General features: G+C 64.7%; 16 protein-coding genes. 12 read left to right on the top strand and 4 right to left on the bottom strand.

The annotated features are described in order from the left end of the window. Nucleotides 1-3 precede the first annotated feature (3 nt). The 3 genes from ABD848_RS08235 to ABD848_RS08225 all read right to left on the bottom strand — a co-directional run bounded on the left by ABD848_RS08235 (nucleotide 4) and on the right by ABD848_RS08225 (nucleotide 3,157). The gene (locus tag ABD848_RS08235) at nucleotides 4-936 is read right to left on the bottom strand and encodes a hypothetical protein (protein WP_344969217.1); all 933 of its coding nucleotides are present in this window, start codon (nucleotides 934-936) and stop codon (nucleotides 4-6) included. 1,109 nt (nucleotides 937-2,045) lie between these two features. After that, complete coding sequence (locus tag ABD848_RS08230) at nucleotides 2,046-2,258, bottom strand: DUF397 domain-containing protein (RefSeq protein WP_344969215.1); 213 nt, start codon at nucleotides 2,256-2,258, stop codon at nucleotides 2,046-2,048. Next, nucleotides 2,255-3,157 (bottom strand): helix-turn-helix domain-containing protein, encoded by a 903-nt coding sequence (locus ABD848_RS08225; protein WP_344969213.1) that lies wholly within the window; start codon nucleotides 3,155-3,157, stop codon nucleotides 2,255-2,257. Before ABD848_RS08225 ends, ABD848_RS08230 begins: the two co-directional genes overlap by 4 nt. 128 nt (nucleotides 3,158-3,285) lie before the next feature. Between ABD848_RS08225 and ABD848_RS08220 the strand changes: the two genes are divergently transcribed. The 6 genes from ABD848_RS08220 to ABD848_RS08195 all read left to right on the top strand — a co-directional run bounded on the left by ABD848_RS08220 (nucleotide 3,286) and on the right by ABD848_RS08195 (nucleotide 7,157). Then, nucleotides 3,286-3,765, top strand: coding sequence for a hypothetical protein (locus ABD848_RS08220; RefSeq protein WP_344969211.1), 480 nt, complete (start codon nucleotides 3,286-3,288; stop codon nucleotides 3,763-3,765). Beyond that, on the top strand, nucleotides 3,762-3,992 hold the full coding sequence (locus ABD848_RS08215; RefSeq protein WP_344969208.1) for a hypothetical protein: 231 nt from the start codon (nucleotides 3,762-3,764) through the stop codon (nucleotides 3,990-3,992). The genes ABD848_RS08220 and ABD848_RS08215 overlap by 4 nt, the downstream gene beginning before the upstream one ends. Then, the gene (locus tag ABD848_RS08210; RefSeq protein WP_344969206.1) at nucleotides 3,989-4,324 is read left to right on the top strand and encodes a hypothetical protein; all 336 of its coding nucleotides are present in this window, start codon (nucleotides 3,989-3,991) and stop codon (nucleotides 4,322-4,324) included. The genes ABD848_RS08215 and ABD848_RS08210 overlap by 4 nt, the downstream gene beginning before the upstream one ends. Nucleotides 4,325-4,714: 390 nt before the next feature. Further along, nucleotides 4,715-5,002, top strand: coding sequence for a hypothetical protein (locus tag ABD848_RS08205; RefSeq protein WP_344969204.1), 288 nt, complete (start codon nucleotides 4,715-4,717; stop codon nucleotides 5,000-5,002). Continuing rightward, on the top strand, nucleotides 5,002-5,994 hold the full coding sequence (tgmB, locus tag ABD848_RS08200; RefSeq protein ID WP_344969201.1) for an ATP-grasp ribosomal peptide maturase: 993 nt from the start codon (nucleotides 5,002-5,004) through the stop codon (nucleotides 5,992-5,994). Before ABD848_RS08205 ends, tgmB begins: the two co-directional genes overlap by 1 nt. Further along, nucleotides 5,982-7,157, top strand: coding sequence for a methyltransferase domain-containing protein (locus tag ABD848_RS08195; protein WP_344969199.1), 1,176 nt, complete (start codon nucleotides 5,982-5,984; stop codon nucleotides 7,155-7,157). Before tgmB ends, ABD848_RS08195 begins: the two co-directional genes overlap by 13 nt. Nucleotides 7,158-7,335: 178 nt before the next feature. Here the strand turns inward: ABD848_RS08195 and ABD848_RS08190 are convergent, their stop codons facing one another. Beyond that, entirely contained in the window at nucleotides 7,336-7,572 is a 237-nt protein-coding gene (locus tag ABD848_RS08190; RefSeq protein WP_344969197.1) for a hypothetical protein, read from the bottom strand. Between the two features lie 364 nt (nucleotides 7,573-7,936). Here ABD848_RS08190 and ABD848_RS08185 point away from each other — a divergent pair, with 364 nt between their 5' ends. From ABD848_RS08185 to ABD848_RS08160, 6 genes are all read left to right on the top strand, one after another. Beyond that, nucleotides 7,937-8,482: a DUF421 domain-containing protein gene (locus ABD848_RS08185; protein WP_344969195.1), complete on the top strand. Its 546-nt coding sequence runs from the start codon at nucleotides 7,937-7,939 to the stop codon at nucleotides 8,480-8,482. Nucleotides 8,483-9,297: 815 nt separating this feature from the next. Then, nucleotides 9,298-12,744, top strand: a complete 3,447-nt coding sequence (locus tag ABD848_RS08180; RefSeq protein ID WP_344969193.1) for a LamG-like jellyroll fold domain-containing protein — start codon at nucleotides 9,298-9,300, stop codon at nucleotides 12,742-12,744. Between the two features lie 79 nt (nucleotides 12,745-12,823). Then, nucleotides 12,824-19,498, top strand: a complete 6,675-nt coding sequence (locus ABD848_RS08175; protein ID WP_344969189.1) for an RHS repeat-associated core domain-containing protein — start codon at nucleotides 12,824-12,826, stop codon at nucleotides 19,496-19,498. Nucleotides 19,499-19,535: 37 nt separating this feature from the next. After that, nucleotides 19,536-19,784 carry a hypothetical protein gene (locus tag ABD848_RS08170; protein ID WP_344969187.1) on the top strand — a complete coding sequence of 83 codons (249 nt, stop codon included), beginning with the start codon at nucleotides 19,536-19,538 and terminating at the stop codon, nucleotides 19,782-19,784. Nucleotides 19,785-19,932: 148 nt separating this feature from the next. Next, nucleotides 19,933-21,057: an RHS repeat-associated core domain-containing protein gene (locus tag ABD848_RS08165; RefSeq protein WP_344969185.1), complete on the top strand. Its 1,125-nt coding sequence runs from the start codon at nucleotides 19,933-19,935 to the stop codon at nucleotides 21,055-21,057. Between the two features lie 77 nt (nucleotides 21,058-21,134). Next, a complete protein-coding gene (locus ABD848_RS08160) occupies nucleotides 21,135-21,644 on the top strand; it encodes a hypothetical protein (RefSeq protein ID WP_344969183.1) in 510 nt (169 codons plus the stop codon). Nucleotides 21,645-21,682 lie beyond the last annotated feature (38 nt).

Below are 21,682 nucleotides of genomic sequence, written 5' to 3'. Positions count from 1 at the left end.
TCGTCAAAGGTCGATTCCGATCGCGGCGACGATCGAGCGGGCTTTGGGAAGGGCGGCGAGCTGTATCCGGGTTTTGGAGGTGATCGCGGATCGGTGCTCGTGGCGGAGTTCTCGCCGGTGCTCTCGCGCGAGGTCCCGCGCCGTGGCGGCCAACCCGGAGCTGCGCGCGCACCTCGCCTCCGCCGTCGCGAGCCGGATCTCCTCGTCCCTGGGCAGCGCAGCGTCTATCGGCTTGAGCTCCTCCCGGAGCCGGGCGGGGCTTTCGTAGGGGTAGCCGGCGGCACGCATGCATTCGGCCCATGGGCGAACCGCTTCGGTGAAGCGCGGATCGGTGATGACCCGTTCGTGCCGCACGCTTTCCAGGGCATCGACGGTCGTCTTGGCCTCGAACCAGGTTTCGAGGTCGCCGTACAGTTTGCGTTCGGCCTCCGACTGGCAGCCCTCGTCGTTACGGGTCAGCACCAACCCGTCGGGGTTTTCCACCGTTATCTCGTGTGGTGCTTCACCGTTGGCCGCTTTGAGCGCGACAGCTTTCCGCTCAGGAGGGAGGCCGTGAAAGTACCGCTGGTTGGGGTCTTCTTTTCTCATGCGCGCGATGTCGCTTTTGATATCACTCCCGTATCCGTGTTCCTCGGCCCAATTCACGTCGTCGATGACGTAGGGAAACCGCCCGGTCGTCGGCGGCGGTTCGGTTGGGATCTGGTAGGTGAACCCGTTTCTGCGCATGCAGTCGCGGAGTAGGACCTGCTCGGCTATGTGCAGCACAGTTCTTTCCTCGCCGGTGACCGTGCGAGGAGGCGGCAGTGGTTCCTCTCCCGGAGATGAGGCCGTGGAATCGGAGACGAGGTATAGCGTCGTCGTGACCGCTATCACCCCGCAGGCCGTAGCTAGGGCGGCGAGGAAGCCGCGCTTCCTCCCCTTAGAGATTCGTGGCATGCCGAATATCCCCCGTGGAAGCCACTTACCTTCTGTGTGTTCAATTCTCCATTGCGTCAGGGAATTGGCAAGGGGGTGTTTTGGAACGAAGAAGAAGGAGCTTGGATATGCCGCGGCCGTAATTGAATTCCTGTGACCGCTCTATCGGGAAATGAAAAGTGTCTGCCGATAGCTTCCGAATATGAGGAGATGTCGACAGTGGCGGGGTTTGGGACTTCGTGGTCCTCCACACTGCGCCACTGGTTGGGTCACGAAAATACAGCCCCAGCACGCCCGAACCGGCCACAGCATCAGGCCAGTTCCTCGAAAAAGGGAAGCCCCGCTCGGCGACGCCGTCAGGAGAGCCAGTCACGAAACTCTCGGCGGTGTCGCTGATTTGGAGCAGCCGGATACTGGGACTGATGGGACTGGGGAAAGGAAGGCTGGAGAAAGGTGGCCTGGGGCAGGGGATCGGCGGTTCGCACCGGGAGCGGGGCGCGAGGTTGGGTGTGATGATGCCTGCGCCGCTCGTGCCTCGATCGCTGCGCGATCTCGGCAGCCTGAGCTGCTCTGTTTGGATATGTCCGCACTAAGTCAAGCCGCCGCCTCCCGATCGGTGCCCCGAAATACCGGTATTCCTGGGCGTGTAAGGGGTGGAGGGAGAGCGTTCTTGGAGGGGGATTGTGGTGTTTCTGGAGAGGCGTGTAAGGGGGTGTTACTGGAGGGCTGTGAGGGCGGAGAGATGGCGTTTTGGGGGGAGGGGGTGGTGTTTCTGGAGAGGTGTGGAAGGGGGTGGTGTTCCTGGAGGGTTTGGGAGGGGAGAGGTGATGTCCCCAGAAGAGGCGGCGCCTGCCAAGACTGCCAAGACTGTCGAGGCTATTAAGGCTGTCGAGGCTGTTAAGGCTGCCGAGATCGCGGAGCGATCGAGGCACGAGCGACGGGCGTACCTCTGCACTCAGCTCACGCCCCAATCCCGTTGTGGGCAACCAACACCCACCTTCCCGAAGAGGTCATGGGTAGAGGTGCCCTGTGGGAAAGGGCGCCCCACGGCCAGCCCGCTGCGGGGGCTTCCCTGTGGCGGGACGCCGGACGATGCTCCCGAGCGTCCCGCCACGAGGTAGGGAAGTAGCTCAGAGACGGTCGTTCTTGACCGCCCGGAGGAAGGAGTCCCACTCCCCAGAGGGGAAGAAGAGGGAGGTGAGGTCGCGGTTCTTACTGTCCCGCACGCCGGTGAAGGGGCCTTCTGCGACCTCGACGCAGGCGAGTTTCTCATTCGTGTAGCTAGCCGTGTGCCACTGTCGCGCCGGCCAGGAACGCTCGGTGCTGGGGTCGTTGTTCATCATGTCACCTTGTACTCGTTAAGCAGCTTTGTCAGGAAATCCTGCGACTCGGCCGGGGACAGGGCCGCTGCCTTGAGATGGTCGAATATGCGTTCGTGCTCTAGCAAGTCGTCGGTGTCCTCGAAGAAGATCCCTCTGGGCGGGACATCGACGTAGACCGCACGGTCGGTCTCATCGAAGGTGAGGACGGAGAACCCGTAGTTCTGCGACATGCCCTTGGAGTGGGGCAGTACCTGGATGTCGAACGTCGGGCGCGCCGCCAGCTCCAGCAGATGCCGGAGTTGGGTCTCCATCACCGGTGCCCCACCCACGGCGCAGCGCAGACACGACTCGTCGAGAATCATCCAGATCCGGGGCGGCTCGTCGCGTTCCAGTACATTGCGGTGGCGCTGTAGCCGTATTTCGGTGAGGCGTGCTCGTTCCGCCTCGTCGGGGGTGTGTCCGCGGGTAATCAACGCTTCCACGTAATCGGGATGCTGGAACAACCCGGGAACCAGTCCAACCGTGTACTCCTGGATCTTGGCCGCTTCGTGCTCCAAGCCGTAGAACGCCACAGCGTTGACGTCCTTGTACTGGAACCACCAGGGTTTCTGCAGCCGGGCCGCCTTGGCGATCTCGACCAGTTCCTCGCGTAGCGCGTCGCTCGCCCCGTAAAGGCGGCACAGCTCGGAGACATCGGCCGAGTTCAGCCGGATGAACTTGCCGGTCTCGATGCGCACGATCTTGCCCGCTTCCCAGCCCATCCTGCGCGAGACCTCTTCCTGGGACAGGCGGGTCTGTGCGCGCAGCCTCTTGAGCTGGCTGACCAGGTGCCGTCGGCGGACGGGTGAGCCCTGGGCCACGGTCGTCTCCTCAGTCACTTGAGTAGGGGCGTACGTCTCGCCCATCTTCCCACTTGCCACGAACTACACATTCCATGATCTTCTAGGTCAGCTTTTTTCAATGACTTGGATTTTCCGTCACGTTGGATCACTATAGAAGTTGCCAGACACCCCCCGACCTCCGGTCGGCTTACCTCCTGGGGGCTGTTATGCCTGTGCTCCTGTTCCTGCTCATCCCGCCGCTCGTGGCGATGTGCCCGGCGGCCGAGAGGCCACCGGGCGGCGGCGGTGGTGCGCCCCGTCGGCGCCGACGTGCCTCCTCTGCCCACACCCCGCCTGGGTGCCGTATCCCCGCCTACGCCGATCCGGGCGGGTTCGCCGAGGTCGCCATGCGCCACCACGGCGACCCCTGGCCCGAGGTGCGGTGCCACCCCGGCCAGCGGTGCCCCTACCAGGCCCGGGACCGTGGGGCCGGTGTCGAGGTGCGCGCCGACACCCTCGACCTCTTCGACGAGGCCCTGCGCTGCCTCGGCGGCGCTCTGCCCGCCGCCCGCACCGCGATGTGGCGCTCCAACACGGTCCGGCCCTACTACCTCGCCTGGGAACAGCGCCGCGACCGCCAAGCCGGGGAGGACGAGCGCGCCGAGCTGGCCGCGCTGCTGCGCGAGGTGCTGGAGGAGGACGAATGAACTCCTACACCGCCCGCCTGGAGCGGCTGCGCGCCCGTTTCCCCGTCGGCTCGCGGGTCGCGCTGGAAGGCAACCGGGTGGGCACCGTGCGCGGCGTCGCCCCGCTGTCCTCGGGCACGATCGTGGTCTGGCTGCGCGTGCGCGGCCACTCGCTGGGCCTCGACCCGTTCAACGACATCTACCGGCTGCCCGGCGAACTCACCCCGCCCGAGGGGGTGAGTCGATGAGCGCCGCGACCGAACGGCGGTGGGGCCGTTCGCCCGTGCACGTCCACGAGCACGCCCGAGCCGCCGCGCTGCAAGCCCAGCATCCCGGCGTCATCGTCTGGTACGGCGAGACCTCCGGCCACTACTACGCCATGGACGCCGACGGGCTGCACGAGGCGCCGAACCTGGAGGCGCTGGCGCTGCGGATGTGGTGGCACACCCACCGGCCCCGCCCGCGCCACGCAACGACGGCGCCGACCGGGCGCCGGTCATCGGCCGCGACGGCGAGCAGGGCGAGCACCGCCCACGCCGGCAGACCCGGCAGGGGAGCGGTCGCACGATCGCGCCACTGACCCGCCGCCCGGCCCGCGGGCCAGAACCGTCGCCGAACAGCGGGCACACGACGACCATCCCGGAGAAACGGGGGAACGGGGGAAGGGTGCGCCGGACGACTCGGAGGGGGCGACCGGCGCACCCGCCCGTCTCTTCCGTGATGGAACGCCTTCCCCCTTCGCCGCCGTGGGGAACGGCGTGGCTGTGGGGCACAGCCATCCAGATGTTATTACAGAGAGTAATGTTATGGATGGTTCTTGTCGGGGGCGGAACGCGGCAACGCGATGGCTTTTGGGGTGTTTTGGGGTGCATTGTGGTGGCCACACTTGGCCAGTGTCAGTGACTTATTGTGATCACGGTTCTACGGTTGAAGTCGGGTCAGGTTCCAAACCACGCAGGAAGGACCGAGGATGACCGAGCGGATCGCTGCCGCCGCGGTCGAGGAATTCGACCTGATCACCCACTCTCCCGATGCGGAATCCCGCGGGATTCTGTTCCGTACCGGCGACTTCTTCCCTCTCAACCCGACCGCCCACACCCTTTCCGCGCCTGCCACACCGGCGACACAAGCTCGGCCGTGGGGACTGCGCTACCTTGTCGTGCCTCGCCTCAGTGCCGGCAAGCACGAGGGGAAGAGCCGCCCCACCTCAGCGGGAAGCCCAGACGGCACCGCCCCCGAAGAGGTCGGCACCGACTGATGGCCGACCACGCTGTTCTGATCCTGACCGATGCGGCCGATGTCGCCGCCGATCGGGTCGCGGCCGAACTCACGTTGCGGGGAGTCCGCGTCGTCCGCATGGACGCCGCGGACTTTCCCGCCACCGTGTCCATGGCGGCCACGATCGACTCGGGAAGCGCCTGGTCCGGGACGCTGACCTCCCCCAACGGCGACACGGTCGATCTCGGCGACATCGGTACCGTCTACCGCCGTCGCCCGACCCAATTCGGCGTGGACGAGCGCATGTCAGCCCCAGAGAAGGCGTTCGCCTACGGCGAGGCCCGCCACGGATTCGGCGGAGTCCTCAGCGCCCTGGAATGGGGCGGATGCCTGTGGGTCAACGATCCGGCCGCGGCGGTGCGCGCCGACTACAAGCCCGTGCAACTCGCTGCCGCCGCCGCGGCCGGGCTCACCATTCCACCCACGCTGATCACCTCGGCGCCCCACGCCGCCTACCAGTGGGCTCAGGACCTCGGACGCCCCGTCGTCTACAAGCCCCTGTCGGGAGTGTGGCACGCCGACGAGGGGCGTATCCGTGCCCTGTACACCTCCCCCGTGACCGACATCGCCGACCTGCTCGATCCGGCGCTGGCCCGCACCGCTCACCTGTTCCAAGAGCGCGTGGCGGAACAGTTCGAGGCCCGTGCCGTCGTCGTGGGCTCTGACGTGTTCACGGTGCGCATCGACGCCGCCGGCGAGGAGGCGCGCACTGACTGGCGCCGCGACTACGACGCGCTCACCTACACCCGCATCACGCTGCCCGACGAGGTGGCCTCGGCGCTGGTGGAGCTGCACGCCAGACTCGGTCTGGTCTACGGAGCGGCCGACCTCATCTGCGACCACACGGGCAACTGGGTGTTCCTGGAAACGAACCAGAGCGGCGAGTGGGCGTGGCTGGCCGAAGAAACGGGGATTCCCGTGGCCGAGCGGCTGGCCGACCTTATGGAAGCGGGACCGGCATGGACCAGGTGAACGACACCGATGTCGCCGCACGGATCGCCGCCCTGGCCGACGATCTCCACGCACGCGGCATCCTCCACGACCAACGGTGGCGCCACATGTTGCGGGCGGTGCCCCGTCACCACTTCGCGCCCACCACCGGCTGGGCCAGTCCCGACGACGGCGCCACCCCCCACGGCATCGACGCCGACACCGACCCGTCCGGCTGGTGGGACGCGGTCTACTCCGACACTTCCATCGTGTTCCAGACCGACGACGGCACAGCCGATCCCACCGCCGGCACCGGCGAGTTCTCCTCCTCGGTATCGGCCCCCGGGGTCGTCACCCGGTTCCTGGAGCTGCTCGACCTCGACGACCACCACCGAGCGCTCGATATCGGCACCGGCAGCGGATGGACCGCGGGTCTGTTGTCGGCCCGGCTCGGTGCCCACAACGTGACCTCGGTCGAGGTGGACGAGCGGATCGCCGCGCAGGCGGCGGCCAATCTGGAGCGAGCGGGATACGCTCCGACCCTCGTGGTCGGCGACGGAGCGAACGGCCGGCCCGATGGGGCACCCTACGACCGTGTCCATGTCACCTGCGGCGTCGAGTACGTTCCCGCGGCCTGGATCACCCAGACCCGCCCCGGCGGGGTGATCGTCGCCCCGTGGATGTCCGGCGGCAGCGTGGGCCACCGACTCCGCCTGACCGTGGTTGACGAGACCACCGCCGTAGGGTCCTTCCACGGCCCGGCGGCCTACATGATGCTGCGCGCCCAGCGCCACAACCGGGTCTGGGAAGCCCACCACAGCGAGCAGGCCCGCTACAGCACCACCCGGCTCGACCCCCGCGCCGTCGCCGGCGCCGGTTCGGGCGCTCACCTCGCCGTCGCCGCGCTGGCGCCCCGCATCGGCTGGTTCTCCGACATCGGCGACGACGGCGGATTCTCCCTGCTGCTGTACGAGCTGAGCAGCCGCGAGGACTCCTGGGCCGGCTGCTACTACCAGCCCGGCAACACCGACTACGAGGTAGTGCAGTACGGCGACCGGCACCTGTGGGACGAGGTCGAGGCCGCCTACCTGAGCTGGGTCAGGCTCGGACGACCCGGTCATGACCGCTTCGGCCTCACCGTCACCACCGACGGGCGGCAGCGGCTGTGGGTCGACCATCCCGAGCGGACGGTCACCCTCGGATGATCCTGGAAGCCGATGCTAGGCGGGGCGCGGGGTGCGGTCCCTGCCCGGCCGGGAGCTGATCCCGACCGGGCTCGGTTTTTCGAAGGCCGCTATGTCACGACGAGGGTGTCTGTTCGGCGATCCTCGGCCGCGAGGATCGCCGAACAGACACCCTCGCGACGGTCCTGAGTCTTCGCCGCTAGCTTTCGTCGCTTGCCTGTTGCGCGTCACGGTTTCGCCGGATGCGGGCCTCGTCGAAGCGCCACACGACGGTGATGACGACCGCACCGGCCAGTTGGAAGATCCCCCAGCCGATCTCGCCGATCGCGAACGACCAGATCGCCAGCGCCAATGGGATCACCGCGCAGGGGATCATGCCGATCCGGATGCGTGTTTCCTCGCGCAGAGTGACCACCTCCACCGCCAAGGGTGACATGTGGGCCGGCGCTCCAGACAGACGCGGCCTTCGAGGGTCTGTTGCGCGAACGACTGGGGTGCGGGCCGTGGGGGGTGTCCTTCGCTTGCTCGTGCCTCGATCGCTTCGCGATCTCGGCAGCCTGGGGACGGCCGCGGAGGCGCTTACCCGCTTGCACCCACCGCCGGCTCTCGTCTCCTGGCCAAAAACAGAATCTAGGCGCAGAGCCTCGGGTGGCGCTGCTGCGCGGGGCGCAGGTTACCGGCCCCTCCTTTCGGGGCAGCGGCGGGAGGTACCTCTGCCTTGCGGCATTCCCAACCAAAGACTCGTCTTTTTCGGGGGGATCTGCCGGCGGGGAGCCCTCGTCACAACGGAAGGGACTCAATTGTTCAGTGAGATAGGGGCGTCGTGGGAGTCGCTGGCTCTCGTGCTCATCACGACCGTCGGCGCCTACCTGGCGCTCATCGGACTGTCGCGGATCACCGGGCTGCGATCGTTCAGCCAGATGACCAATTTCGACCTGGCCGCCACGGTGGCCTTCGGCTCGATCGTGGCGACCACGGCGGTCAGCGGCAGCACGTCACTGCTGCAAGGCATCGTCGGGCTCACGGTGCTGTTCGTCGTTCAGAGCCTGCTGGCGCGGCTGCGTAAGCGCAACGGTGGGGAGCGGGTGCTCGACAACGGCCCGCTGCTGTTGATGAGCGGAGCGACGGTGCTCGGCGACAATCTGGACAAGGTGCAGATGACCCGTAACGACCTGCGCTCCAAGCTGCGCCTCGCGGGCGTGACCAGGATCGACCACGTGGAAGCGGTCGTCCTCGAACCCACCGGGGACGTGTCGGTGCTCCTCGTGGGCCCCGACGATCCGCCGCTCGACCCCGAACTGCTCACGGGCGTGGACGACGGCGAAATCGCCACCCCCACGAGCTAGGTTGGTGTTTTTTGAACAGTTGGGGTGCGGGCCGTGGGGAGTGTTCTTTGTTCGCTCGTGCCTCGATCGCTTCGCGATCTCGGCAGCCTGCGGGGTGCTTACCCTCGTGCGCCTGTGGCCTGTCTATTGGAGCATTCCTATTTTTACAGCGTCTGGGGTGCTTACCCTCGTGCGCCCGCCGCCTGTCGCGAGCGTGGTGGCGCGGGCGGCGGGTGATTCCTGATGCTTACCCTCGTGCGCCCGCCGCCTGCCCTCGCCGCTCTTTTCAAAAACAGAACCTAGCATTCGTGGTTCCCTCGCTCCCCTTGAAGCACCGGTGCCGGCGGCGCCCGCTCCGTCGCGGACCGGAACCGTTTCGGTGCCCGCCCCACCGCCTCCCCAAAGCTGCCGAGATCGCGAAGCGATCGAGGCACGAGCGAACAAAGAACACTCCCCACGCGCCCCACACGTCAGTCGTTCAAAAACAGCATCCGGACGCCTAACGTCCCACTTCCCAGCGGATTCGATTCGCCATTCGACGAAGAACAGCAAGCAGCGATCCGGGACCATCGCTGTCAATGGTGGGGGCCGGGTCCGGCCACGTGCGGTTTACCACGTATGGCTATAAAGCCGGAAAGATTTTCAGTGAACTCTCATGTTTCCATGTCGAGCGAAGGTCGAAATGAGAAAAATGATGCGTCAAGGGTAATAAGGGCATGTATGTATGCCATTGCTCACCGTTGTTGCCGTTGGTGATTCACAACTAGCTTTATCCGCGGCTTATCCGCCGCTCGGGGCGCCCGGGCGGCCCCGACGTGCTGAACGGAAACATCTAAATGGCTGGGCTGCGGGCAACCACCGCCGCGGTGGTGGCGAGCGTGTTGGCGCTGGGACTGGGAGCGATCCCAGCGGGAGCGGACGAGACGGACCCCTCAGAGCAGGAACAGGCGGCAGCGACCGCCGCCGACACCCAGGAATCCGTGGTGGTGCCCGGCTCCACCGACGAAACCTCACAGGTGTTCGCCAACCCCGACGGCACCTTCACCCTGGAGACCCACGCCGCCCCCGTGCGCGTGCGCGGTGAGAACGGCTGGGAACCCGTCGACACCACCCTCGTCGAGGCCGAAGACGGCACCGTGCGGCCCAGAGCCGCCGCAGCCGAGATCGCCTTCTCCGACGGCGGCGAAACAGGCGCGATGGCCAGCGTCAGCCTGGGTTCCAAAACCGTGTCGCTGGACTGGCCTACCGCCCTGCCCGAACCCGTCCTCGACGGCGACCAGGCCACCTACCCCGACGTGCTGCCCGACGTCGACCTCGTCCTGACCGCCAGTGCCGACGGCTTCACCCAGGTCCTCGTGGTCCACACCCGCGAGGCCGCCACCCACCCCGACCTCGCCGAACTCCAACTCGCCCTCGACACCCAGGGCGTGGAGATGAGCCAGGACTCCGGCGGTAACCTCACCGCCACCGGCACCGAAGGCGGCGAGCCCGTGTTCGTCGCCCCCGCCCCCTCGATGTGGGACTCCGGTGGCGACGGCCTCACCGCCACCGCCAAGGCCCAACGGCCGGCCGCCGGCGCGCGCACGGCCCAGCTCGACACCCACCTCGACGGCGACACGCTGCGCCTCGTCCCCGACCCGGCGATGCTCACCGACGAGACCACCCGGTTCCCCGTCTACATCGACCCCTCGGTGGCCGTGTCCCGCCCCGCCTGGGCCTACGTCGACAAGAGCTACCCGAGCACCTCCTACTACAACTCCTCCGACGACGACACCGGCATCGGCTACGAGCCGCAGTATGGCCACACCAAACGCGGCTTCTGGCGCTTCAGCGTCTACGAACGCACCCGCGACGCCGAGATCCACAGCGCCACCTTCCGCGGCGAGATCACCCACGCCTTCGGCTGCACCGACGCCGACCTCGACCTGTACCGCACCACCGGGATCAGTTCGGGCACCACCTGGAACAACCAGCCCAGCCAGCAGGACCACCTCGACACCGTCACCGTCGACTACGGTCGCCCCGGTTGCGTGGGCTCCGGAGTGGAGTTCGACGCCACCGACGCCTACGAGTGGGGCCGCACCAACGGCAAATCCTCGATCACGCTCGGCCTCTACGGCAACGAGACCGTGTCGGGCTCCAACTACGACTGGCGCCGCATCGACAAGAACCCCACGTTGCAGGTCGTCTACAACAACGACCCCGCCAAACCCGACACCGCTAAGATCTCGGACTCCCACGGCGGCGTGTGCTCCACCGACCCCGCCAACCCGCGGCTGATCAACGTCACCGACCCCACGCTGCGCGCCTTCGTCCGCGACGAGGACTCCCAGTACACCTCGCAGAAGCTCAAGGCCCGCTTCGTGTGGTGGATCGACGCCCAGGGCGAGCGCGACGGCCAAGCCGACTCCACCTACCAGGATGTCGCCACCTGGCCCGACGGCAGCTACCACAGCGCCACCGTCACCGGGCTGCCCGAGAACGAACTGATCGGCTACCGCGCCATCGTCGACGACCAGGACACGTGGGGTCCCTGGTCGGACTGGTGCTACCTCAAGGTCGACACCACCAACCCCGAGACCGGGCCCGCCGTCTCCTCCAGCGACTACCCCGAGGGCGACACCCCCACCGGCAGCGTCGGCAAACCCGGCGAGTTCACCTTCACCGCCAACGGGGTCAGCGACGCCGCCGCCTACCACTACAGCGTCAACGACGCCACCTGCTCCACCGAACTCACCCCCGACCAGCCCGGCGGGGCGGTAACCACCTCGATCACCCCCACCCACGACGGCCCCAACCTGATCCACGCCCGCACCACCGACGCCTCCGGCAACTCCTCGGCCTGCGTCCTGGTGCACACCTTCACCGTCGCCCAACCCAGCGACCCCGTCGCCCACTTCCCCTTCGACGAGGGCACCGGCACCACCGCCGCCGACACCCAGGACGGCTCGCGCACCGCCCAACTCTCCCAGGACGCCACCTGGGGGCGCGGGCGCGTCGGCACCGAGGACAGCGGCGCCTACCGCACGGTGGGCACCGCGCTGCACACCGACGGCTACGTGGCCGCCGACCCCTCCCCGTGGGACCACGCCGCCACCAGCGGCCCCGTCGTCGACACCACCGAGTCCTTCTCCGTGGCCGCCTGGGTGCGCCTCGACGGGAAGAGCGCCCACCACACCGCCGTCGCCCAGAACGGCACCGAACAGAGCGCGTTCCACCTCGGCTACCAGAACAACGACGACGCTTGGGTGTTCAAGCTCGCGCCCGCCGACGAGCACTGGGACTCCGAGCCGTGGACCTACGCCCGCTCCGACAACCCGCCCGAGACGGGCGTGTGGACCCACCTGCTGGGCACCTACAACGCCACCACCAACGAGGCCACCCTCTACGTCGACGGCGTGAAACAGGAAACCAGCACCCGACCCCAAGCCGAGTGGAACGCCACCGGCCCCCTCACCATGGGCCGCGGCACGTTCCAGGGCGACGCCAACTACTACTGGCCCGGCGACGTCGACGACGTCAAGGTCTGGGACCGCGTCGTCGTCGGCGAACAACCCCCCGAACCCGAGGCCCGGCCGCAAACCTGGCACCTGGCCAACGAGCCCGTCTCCCTGACCGGGCGCTGGCAGCTCGACGAGACCAGCGGCACCACCGCCGCCGACGACAGCGACTACGGCCGCGACGCCACCCTCGACGGCGACCCGGCCACCGCCTGGGGCCAAGCCCTCAACGACGTCACCTTCTCGCCCGGCGTCACCCTCGACGGCGTCGACGAGCACCTCGCCACCGCCGGCCCGGTGCTGCGCACCGACCGCAGCTTCAGTGTGGCCGCCTGGGTGCGCCTCAGCGAGATCGGGGCCAACTCCACCGCCGTCAGCCAGGACGGCGACGTCCACAGCGCCTTCTACCTCAGCTACCAGCACACCTACGACTACGACAACTGGGTCATGAAGCTGCCGCCCTCCGACACCATGGGCGCTTCGGGCTGGCACCGCGCCCTCTCCGACCAGGCGCCCACGTTCGGCGTCTGGACCCACCTCGCCGCCAGCTATGACCACACCGCCGGCGAGATCACCCTCTACGTCGACGGCGTGAAGCAAGGCACCGCCACCCAGGACACCCCCTGGCACGCCGGCGGCCCCCTCCTCATCGGCGGCGCCCAGTTCGAGGAAGCCTTCTCCGACCCCTGGAACGGCGACATCGACGACGTCCACGTCTACCAGGGCGTACTCAGCGAGGACGAGGTGACAGATATCCGCGGAGGGCAGGTGGTCATGCCATAGGCCGCATCAACTCCCTCACCCCCGCACATCTCAGCGCACGAGTCCGGTGGCCTTCGGGCCACCGGACTGGAGGTCTTCTGTGTCCCATCCCCTGGCCCCCGCGCGGCGCCGTGCCCGCATCCGCAATGCCCTCTCGATCGCGACGTCGCTGCTACTTGCCCTTAGCCTGCTCGTCACCACACCGGCATCGGCCGTCCCCTACAACGATCGCCCCGAGACCCAAGAAACCCCGTCGGTAGCGGGAAGCGAGGCGGCCTCGGCCGCCGCCGCTCGCGACGACGCCGCCACCCAGGCGGCCCGCACCGATCCGACAGAACCGAAGTGGCCCGCCCCCCAAACCCAGGAGGTGGACCTACGCACCGGCCAGCAGCAGGCCCGCACGCTGGCCGAGTCAAAGGCAGCAGAGCCGGACGCCGCAGTCACCCTCGGTGCCGTCTCGCAGGAGGCCGCGCGCGACTGGCAGCTCCCCGAAGGGCTGGCCCTGGCCGAGGAAAACGCGGGAGGACAGGCCACCGCTGACGAGCAGAACGCTCCCAGCGCCTCCGCAGGCGCCTCCCGAACACCGACGAGCGCCGCCTCCCCCTCGGCCTCGGCCTCCGCGTCCCCGTCTCCATCGGTGACAAGTCCGTCTCCGGAGCCTGCCGCTTCCGAGCGTCCAAGCCCCGACCCCTCCGACACCGCCGCATCGCCGCGGGAACCGCAGGTATCCACCTCACCTGCCGCGCCGGAAGTGTCCGCCGACCAGCGGGCCGTGCGCACCGCCAGCGTCGAGGTCCTCGACCGCGAGGCCGCGGCCAAGGCCGGCGTCGACGGGCTGCTGCTGCGGGTCACCCGCACCGACGGCGGCACCGTCCCCGGGCCGGTGGAACTGTCGGTCGACTACACCGACTTCGCCCCCGCCTTCGGCGGCGACTACGGCAAGCGGCTCACCCTGCGCGCCCTCGACGACTGCGTCCTCGAAGCCGCCGACAGCGACTGCGGCGGAGCCGAACTCGACACCCAGAACGACACCGAGGCCCAGACCCTGACCACCGTCGCCCCCGCGAGTTCGGGAACGGGAACCCTCGTCGCGGCCACGTCGACCGCCCAGAGCGGTACTGGCGACTACTCGGCGACTCCGCTGTCTGGTGCCTCAGACTGGAATGTGGGGGTCCAGACCGGCGACTTCAACTGGTCCTACCCCATGGATCCCCCCAACGTGGCGGGCGGCCTCGCCCCGGACATCGCGCTGAACTACTCCTCCCAGAGCATCGACGGGCGCACCGCCACCTCCAACAACCAGACCTCCTGGATCGGCGAGGGCTTCACCTACCAGCCCGGCTACATCGAACGCCGCTACAAGCTCTGCCAGGACGACGACCACCAGGCCGCCGACCAGTGCTGGGCGCGCGAGAACGCCATGCTCTCGCTCAACGGCATGTCCGGCGAGCTGATCATCGACGACAACGGCGAATGGCACCTGACCAACGACGACGGTGCCCGCATCGAGAAGCTCACCGGCGCGACCAACGGCGACAACAACGGCGAGTACTGGAAGGTGACCACTGACGACGGCACCCAGTACTACTTCGGCCGTAACCGGCTACCCGGCTGGTCCTCAGGCGACCCCGAGACCAACTCGGCGTGGACCGTCCCCGTCTACGGCGACGATTCCGGCGAGCCCTGCTACGACTCCACCTTCGCCGACGCCTGGTGTCAGCAGAGCTACAAGTGGAACCTCGACTACGTGGTCGACACCCATGGCAACGCCATGGCCTTCTACTACGAGCAGGAGACCAACCACTACGGCCGTAACTTCACCGGCCAGGCCACACCCTACGATCGGGGTGGCTATCTGACCCATATCGACTACGGGCTGCGCAGTGACGACCTGTTCGCCACCGCGCCGGCGCGCGTCGACTTCACCCTCGGTGAGCGCTGCATCCCCACTGAGGACTTCGACTGCGCACCCTCCAACCGCACCGAAGCCAACGCCGAGCACTGGCCCGACGTTCCTTTGGACCAGGTCTGTGAGGCCGGTGAGGATTGCACCGGCAAGCACTCACCTACGTTCTTCTCCACCAAAAAGCTCAACGAGGTCACCACCCAGATCTACGACGGCTCGCAGTACACCGACGTTGACTCCTGGAAACTGGAACACAGCTACCCCGAGCCGGGAGACGGCACCGATCCCGCGCTGTGGCTGGAGTCGATCGCCCACACCGGCCACGTCGGAGGAACTGTCACCACTCCCGCCGTGACCTTCGGCGGTACTCCAATGGACAACCGGGTCGACGATCCCTCCGATGGACTGGCGCCCATGAGGAAATGGCGCATCACCGCGATCTACACCGAGGCCGGTGCCCAGGTCGACATCTCCTACTCCAGCCAGCAGTGCGCCCACGACGACACACCCGAGCCCGACGCCAACACCCAGCGCTGTTACCCGGTCATCTGGACGCCGCCGGGTGAGCAGCAGATAACCGACTGGTTCCACAAGTACGTGGTCACCCAGGTCACCGAAATTGACCTGGTCGCCCAGCAGCCCGACGTCGTCACCTCCTACGACTACCAGGGCGGGACCGCCTGGCACTTCGACGACCCCGACGGCATTGTCCCCGAGGACCGCAAGACCTGGTCGCAGTTCCGCGGCTACGAGAAAGTCAAGGTCCACAAGGGGAACCCGAACGGCACCCGTTCAGAGACCGAGTACCTGTTCTTCCGCGGCATGGACGGCGACAAGCAGGAAGGGACGGGAACCCGTTCGGTTACCATCACCGACTCCGAGGGAGGCCAGCAGACCGACCATGATGCCTTCAGGGGCATGACCCGCGAGGTCATCAAACGAAACGGCGTCGGCGGTGAGGTCGTCAACAAGACCATCACCACCCCGTGGAAGAAGCAGACAGGCCAGCGCCAGTACACCTGGGGCACTCTGCACTCTCACCTCACCGGAACCAAAAAAACCACCAACTACACGGCGCTGGAGTCGGGACAACGAGTCACTGAGACCGTCAGTACCTTCGACGATCGAGGTTTCGTCACCGAGGAGCACGATCGGGGCGACGTCTCCGACCCCGACGACGATCGGTGCATCCGCGTTACCTACGCGCGTAACACCAGCGCATGGATCCTCAACACGGTCTCACGCACTGAAACCGTCGACGTGGGCTGTGACACCACCGCATCCCGCCCCCAGGACCTCATCAGCGACGTCCGCAGGTCATACGACGGGGGCACGTTCGGTGACGCACCCACACGTGGTCTGGTCACCACCAAGGAACGTATCGCTGAATACGACAGCGGTTCCCCCGTCTACCAACAGGTCACTGAGAAGACCCACGACGAGTACGGACGTGTGCTCACCGCCACCGACGCCCTGAATAACACCACCACCACCGACTACCAGGCCGACGTTCCCGGTGGCCCGGCCACAACCATCACCACCACCAACCCGCTCAACCACACCACCGTCGAGGAACGCGACCCGGCCCGCTCCATGACCACCGCCAAGGTGGACGCGGCGGGCAACCGAACCGAACTCGCCTACGACCCCTTCGGGCGCCTCACCAAGGTGTGGCGGGCTGACCGTGACCCGGACACCGGCGCCAGCCCGAATATGAAGTTCGAGTACAACCTGCGCAAGGACACGCCGACTAGTGTCGTCACCCACAAGCTCAACAGTGACGCCGACTACGTAACCAGCTACGAGATATACGACGGGCTGCTACGTAAACGCCAGACCCAAAGTCCGGCCGTTGGGGGCGGGCGCGTCATCACCGATGTCTTCCATAACTCACGCGGGCTCAAGGTCAAGCAGCGCGACGCCTACTACAACTCCAGTGCCCCCTCCGAAGACCTGTTCATCGTCAACAACGACGACGACATTCCCCGCCAGACCGAGACCGTCTACGACGGGGCGGGCCGTGCTACCGACGTGATCCAGGTTTCGCGTGGTGAGGAGCAGTGGCGCACCACCACCGAACACCTGGGCGACCGCACCAAGGTCACCGCCCCCGAAGGCGGAACTGGCACCACTACCATCAACGATGCTCGGGGCCGTACCGTGGAGCTGCGCAAGCACCACGGCCGTACGCCCGACGGCAGTTACAACGCCACCACCTATACCTACGCCAAGAACGGCCAACGCGCTACGGTCACCGACCCCGAAGGCAACACCTGGTCCTACAGCTACGATCTACGTGGTCGCAAGGTCGAGACCACCGACCCTGACGCCGGTACCACCACCACGACCTACGACGCGCTCGACCGCAAGGTCACCACGACCGACGCCCGCGGCGAGACTATCGCCTACGTCTACGACGCGCTGGGCCGCAAGGTCGAGATGCGTGACGACTCACAGACGGGGGCGCTGCGCGCCGAATGGGTCTACGACACCGTCGCCACAGGCCAACTCAGCTCCGCCACCCGCTATGCCGACGGCGATGCCTACACCACCTCGATCCTGGGTTACAACGAACGCAACCAGCCGCGAGCCACCGAGATCAGCATCCCCTCCTCCGAGGGAGAGCTCGCCGGCGACTACATGTTCCTCACCCTCTACAACCCCGACGGAAGCGTGCAGGGCAGGCGGATGCCGGCGGCCGGCGGCCTGGGACTGGAGGTCTTGGCCTACGACTACAACGATCTCGGCATGCCCACCACCCTGACCGGCGACGACGACATCATCACCGACACCACCTACACCCCCGACGGCAAGCTGCTGCAACGCACCTTCGACAGCGGCAACGACGCCGCCTGGGACACTCGGGCTTACGAGGAGGCCACCAACCGGCTGTCGATGAACAGCATCGTGCCCGAGGTCGGCACCGGTTCGCTGGTGGATCGCACCTACAACTACGACGACGCCGGCAATATCCTGCGCATCGGTGACGAACCTAGCGGGAACGGGATCGCCTCCGACGTGCAGTGCTTCGAATACGATCACCAGCGTCGGCTGACCGAGGCGTGGACACCCGATGCCACCGGTGAGAACGCCTGCGACGCGGACCCTGAAGCGCAGAATCTCGGCGGGGCGGCGCCGTACTGGCACTCCTACAGCTACGACGCCATCGGCAACCGCACCCAGGAGGTGCATCACAGCGCCAGCGGTGACACCGTCCGCGACTACACCACTCCGGGAGCGGGCCAGTCGCAGCCCCACACCGTCACTCAGGTCGACCAGACCGGGGCCGCCGGGAATGTGACCGAGTCCTACGATTACGACGCGGCCGGCAACATGGTGCAGCGCACCACCGACACCCGGGATCAGGCCCTCACGTGGGATGCCGAAGGCAACCTCGTCAACGTCTCCGAGGCATCCGGCGGTGACACCTCGTACCTCTACGACGCCGAGGGCGAGCGCCTGATGCGCTATGCGGACTCGGAGGCGACGCTGTACCTGCCAGGCATGGAGTTGACCTGGACCACGGGTGACAGCAACGCAGAGGCGACCCGGTTCTACAGCCAAGACGGCGAGACGGTGGCGGTGCGCCAGAACGACGGCACACTCCATTGGGTCTTCTCCGACCATCACCAGAGCGGCCAGTTGGTCATGAACGCAGCTTCGGGTGACACGGTCCGACGCCGTTTCACCCCCTTCGGGCAGCAGCGCAGTTCCACAGGAAGTTGGCCCAGCGAACGCGGGTTCGTGGGCGGTACGGTCGATGCCTCTACCGGGTTGACCCAATTGGGGGCTCGGGCTTATGACGCCGACATCGGTCGGTTCATCTCGGTCGACCCGGTGATGGATCTGTCAGATCCACAGCAGATGCACGGCTATGCCTACGCCAACAACAACCCGATCAGCTTTACCGACCCCAACGGTCTGTGGTTCGACAGCGTAGTGGAGGCGGTCACCGGTTTCGTTGACTCCGCCGTCGACACAGCCAGCTCCGTTGTTGACAGTACGGTCAACTGGTTCCGGAATCTTTTTCCTGGTGGAACCACAACGGTCGTTCCCGACGAAGATAACAGCAGTGGCCCTTGTGGATGCAGCCCTGTGGACAGTGACGGCGGAAACGGCAGTGGCGATGGTCATGGCGGTTCCGGCACCGCTGGAAGCGGTAGTAGCGGAAGCGGTGCCGGTGGGTATGACTGGGGGTACGGTGGTAGTTCCAGCGGTTCCTCTGGTTCCGGAGGTTCCAGCGGAAGCGTGGGACAGGCAGTCAACCACGACCCCTACACCGGTCCAACGACAGACCCCCTGGCCGAATCAATCGACGCCGCGAGAAGCAATGCCTACAATCCAGCACGTATCGGCGGAAATGGCATGTATGCTCCCGGGGTTCCGCCGGGATGCACACTAGCTAACATCATCCAATGCTATATGCAGCCGACTCTCGTACAGCTCGATCAAGCTGTCAATGAAGCACAGGATAGAATCCGACAGGGGATGCAATTCTGGCATCGCCATGGGGTTATTTCAGGGGGAGGCTGTGTCGCTGCTTGTGGTGGGTTTACCTATCAAAATGGAACTCTCGCATTTACTGTCGGTAGCGGTGGATTGGGTGGCTGGGGGGTCGCTACAGGTTACAATCATATGGACCCACGAAAAGCTCATATGGTGAGCCCGACGGTGTGTGCCGTTGCTCCTGTTTATGGCGGGGCATGCGTGAACCATAATGCGACTCCCGATCAAAGTGAAGAAGGTTTTGGGGTCCAATATGCTTATGGTGCAGGGTTTCAAGTTGGTGGGAATATTACTGTACTTCAGCTTGAGCTTAAAAATCTGGAGCCGATTCCCTTGACGTGGCCTGAAAATTCGAGACTTTAAAATTTATTGGCTTTTTCGTTATGATTCAGAGTTTAAGATGGCGAATCCCCTCTTTGTGTTTGCTGTTTCTTTAGCTGCGATTGTAGTTGCTATATTGAATATATTCTACTACGATAAAATATCCGACCTTACTCTCATTTTTGCTCCTCGTTATTTTAGGGAAGGGCGCAAAAAAGCCGAAGGGAGCTTTATGGATAAAGTGAATAAATATCTTCTTTCTTTTTTCTTGGGTGTGGCTGGAGTTATTTTTTTCTTGGCCGGAGTAAAGATGGTATCGAATAGCTGAAATCCCGAAGGGTCGAGGCCTGATCCCACGAGCGAGCCCGCATGCGACGCCATGTCTTTCCGGTGCAGGGGCCCTAGCATGGTTCCCCTGCACCTGAGATAGGTATGGCCATGACAGCTTGTGAAGAGCCACGCAACCATCCCGTTCGATGGATCGTTTTCTGGAAAAGAACGACGGCACCCTGCACTGGGTCTTCTCCGACCACCACCAAAGCGGACAGTTGGTGGTGAACGCGGCCTCCGGTGACACGACTCGGCGTCGCTTCACCGCTTTCGGCGAGGAACGTAGTTCCACAGGAAGTTGGCCCAGCGACCGCGGTTTCGTGGATGGTACCGTCGACGCTTCAACCGGGTTGACCCAGTTGGGCGCGCGGGCCTATGACGCCAACATCGGCCGGTTCATCTCGGTCGACCCGGTGATGGATCTGTCCGATCCCCAACAGATGCACGGCTATGCCTACGCCAACAACAACCCCACCAGCTTCACCGACCCCGACGGCGAATGGCTCTTCAGCATCACCGCCATGGTGCATACCGTTGTTCAGGCGTATAACTACGTCAAAAGCGTTTACAACGGCTCGACTACCACAGATCACTCCAACAACTCAGGCTCGGGCGACGCGCGTGGTTCTGGTGCTCATCACCCTCCGATCGGGTACGGCTCTTCCTCCTCAAGCGGTGGCTCTTCGGGGGGAAGCTCCAACTACGGCGCGGTCGACCATGATCCCTACGACGGTCCTTCCACCGATCCCAAAGCCGATGCCCTCAACAAGGCCGAGAGCAGCCAGGACGAACAAAACTGGTGGGATTCGGCATGGGATGGTGTACAGGATTTTGGTAGTGCGATTAATGATGAAGATCATCTTCTTGGGAAAGCTTTTTCTCTTTGTGCTGATTGGGCTTTTACCTGGCTAGGAGCTGCCTGTGGAGCAACGCAAGCTGCAGGATACGCTGTAAATGGAGAGTATAAAAAAGCTGCAGGAGCGACGGCTGGAGCTGTGGCCGGAGCTGTTGGGGGGCCGATATTCGGAAAAATGGCGAAAAAAGCTACAGCAAAGATCATCTCTGATGATGCGGTTCTAGGGCTTAGTGAAAGAGGGGCTAGAAGGCAGCGGGTTTGGGGGAAACGACTTATGGACAGAAGTGCCGATCTTCATACCATGGCGGTTTCTAATGCAACAGGAACACATGTAACCCAAGAATTGGGCGCACAACCTTCGCAGACTTCGCCGTACCTATTTTTGGATCCCAGTGAGATAAAAATTCGCTTGTGAATTTGTGGTTAAATCGTGCGTGCCACGCAGAAATCTGCGTGGCACGCACGATTGTACCATGAAGAGTGTGAGGGAATATGACTGTCGCTCCCATTTTCTTTGCAGAATCTCAAACGAAGAAATTTTTTTGGCATTCAACATGGCATCTTTTTCTTTTGGGTTTAGTGTTTTTTGGGTTTGGGCTTTATTTAAATTGGCCACTCGGGGGAACCATTTGGGTGTCGTTGTCTTTTATTTTTTTGGGAATATTGAGATATATTTTTTGGATTTATTTTTATGGGAAAAATTCATTTTTCATAAATCCGGAGGATGTCATATTTCAAACTCGTCATGGTGTCAATAAAATTTCACTCGAAGATGTTCATGGAATCCGCCTCCTTCCTAGTACAAGAAATCCGGAATCGGATTGGAATGGTTTTCCAATGATTGAGCTTAAATTGTCAAGCGGAAGAAAAAAGAAGATAAAAATCGGCATTTTTCCTTCTGAGTCAGAAAAGAAATTCTTGGAACTTAATAGGGTGGCTCCGTCTGTAGGGTTTAGATTTTATTATGATGGCTTTCGTCATTTTGGATGGTGGGTAAAATAAAAAATTTTTGCTGAGATTTTCTCAACGGTCCCATCGAG

The organism is Salinactinospora qingdaonensis, assembly GCF_039539445.1.
Classification (GTDB): Bacteria; Actinomycetota; Actinomycetes; order Streptosporangiales; family Streptosporangiaceae; genus Salinactinospora; species Salinactinospora qingdaonensis.
This window is presented reverse-complemented; position numbering and strand designations above follow the sequence as displayed.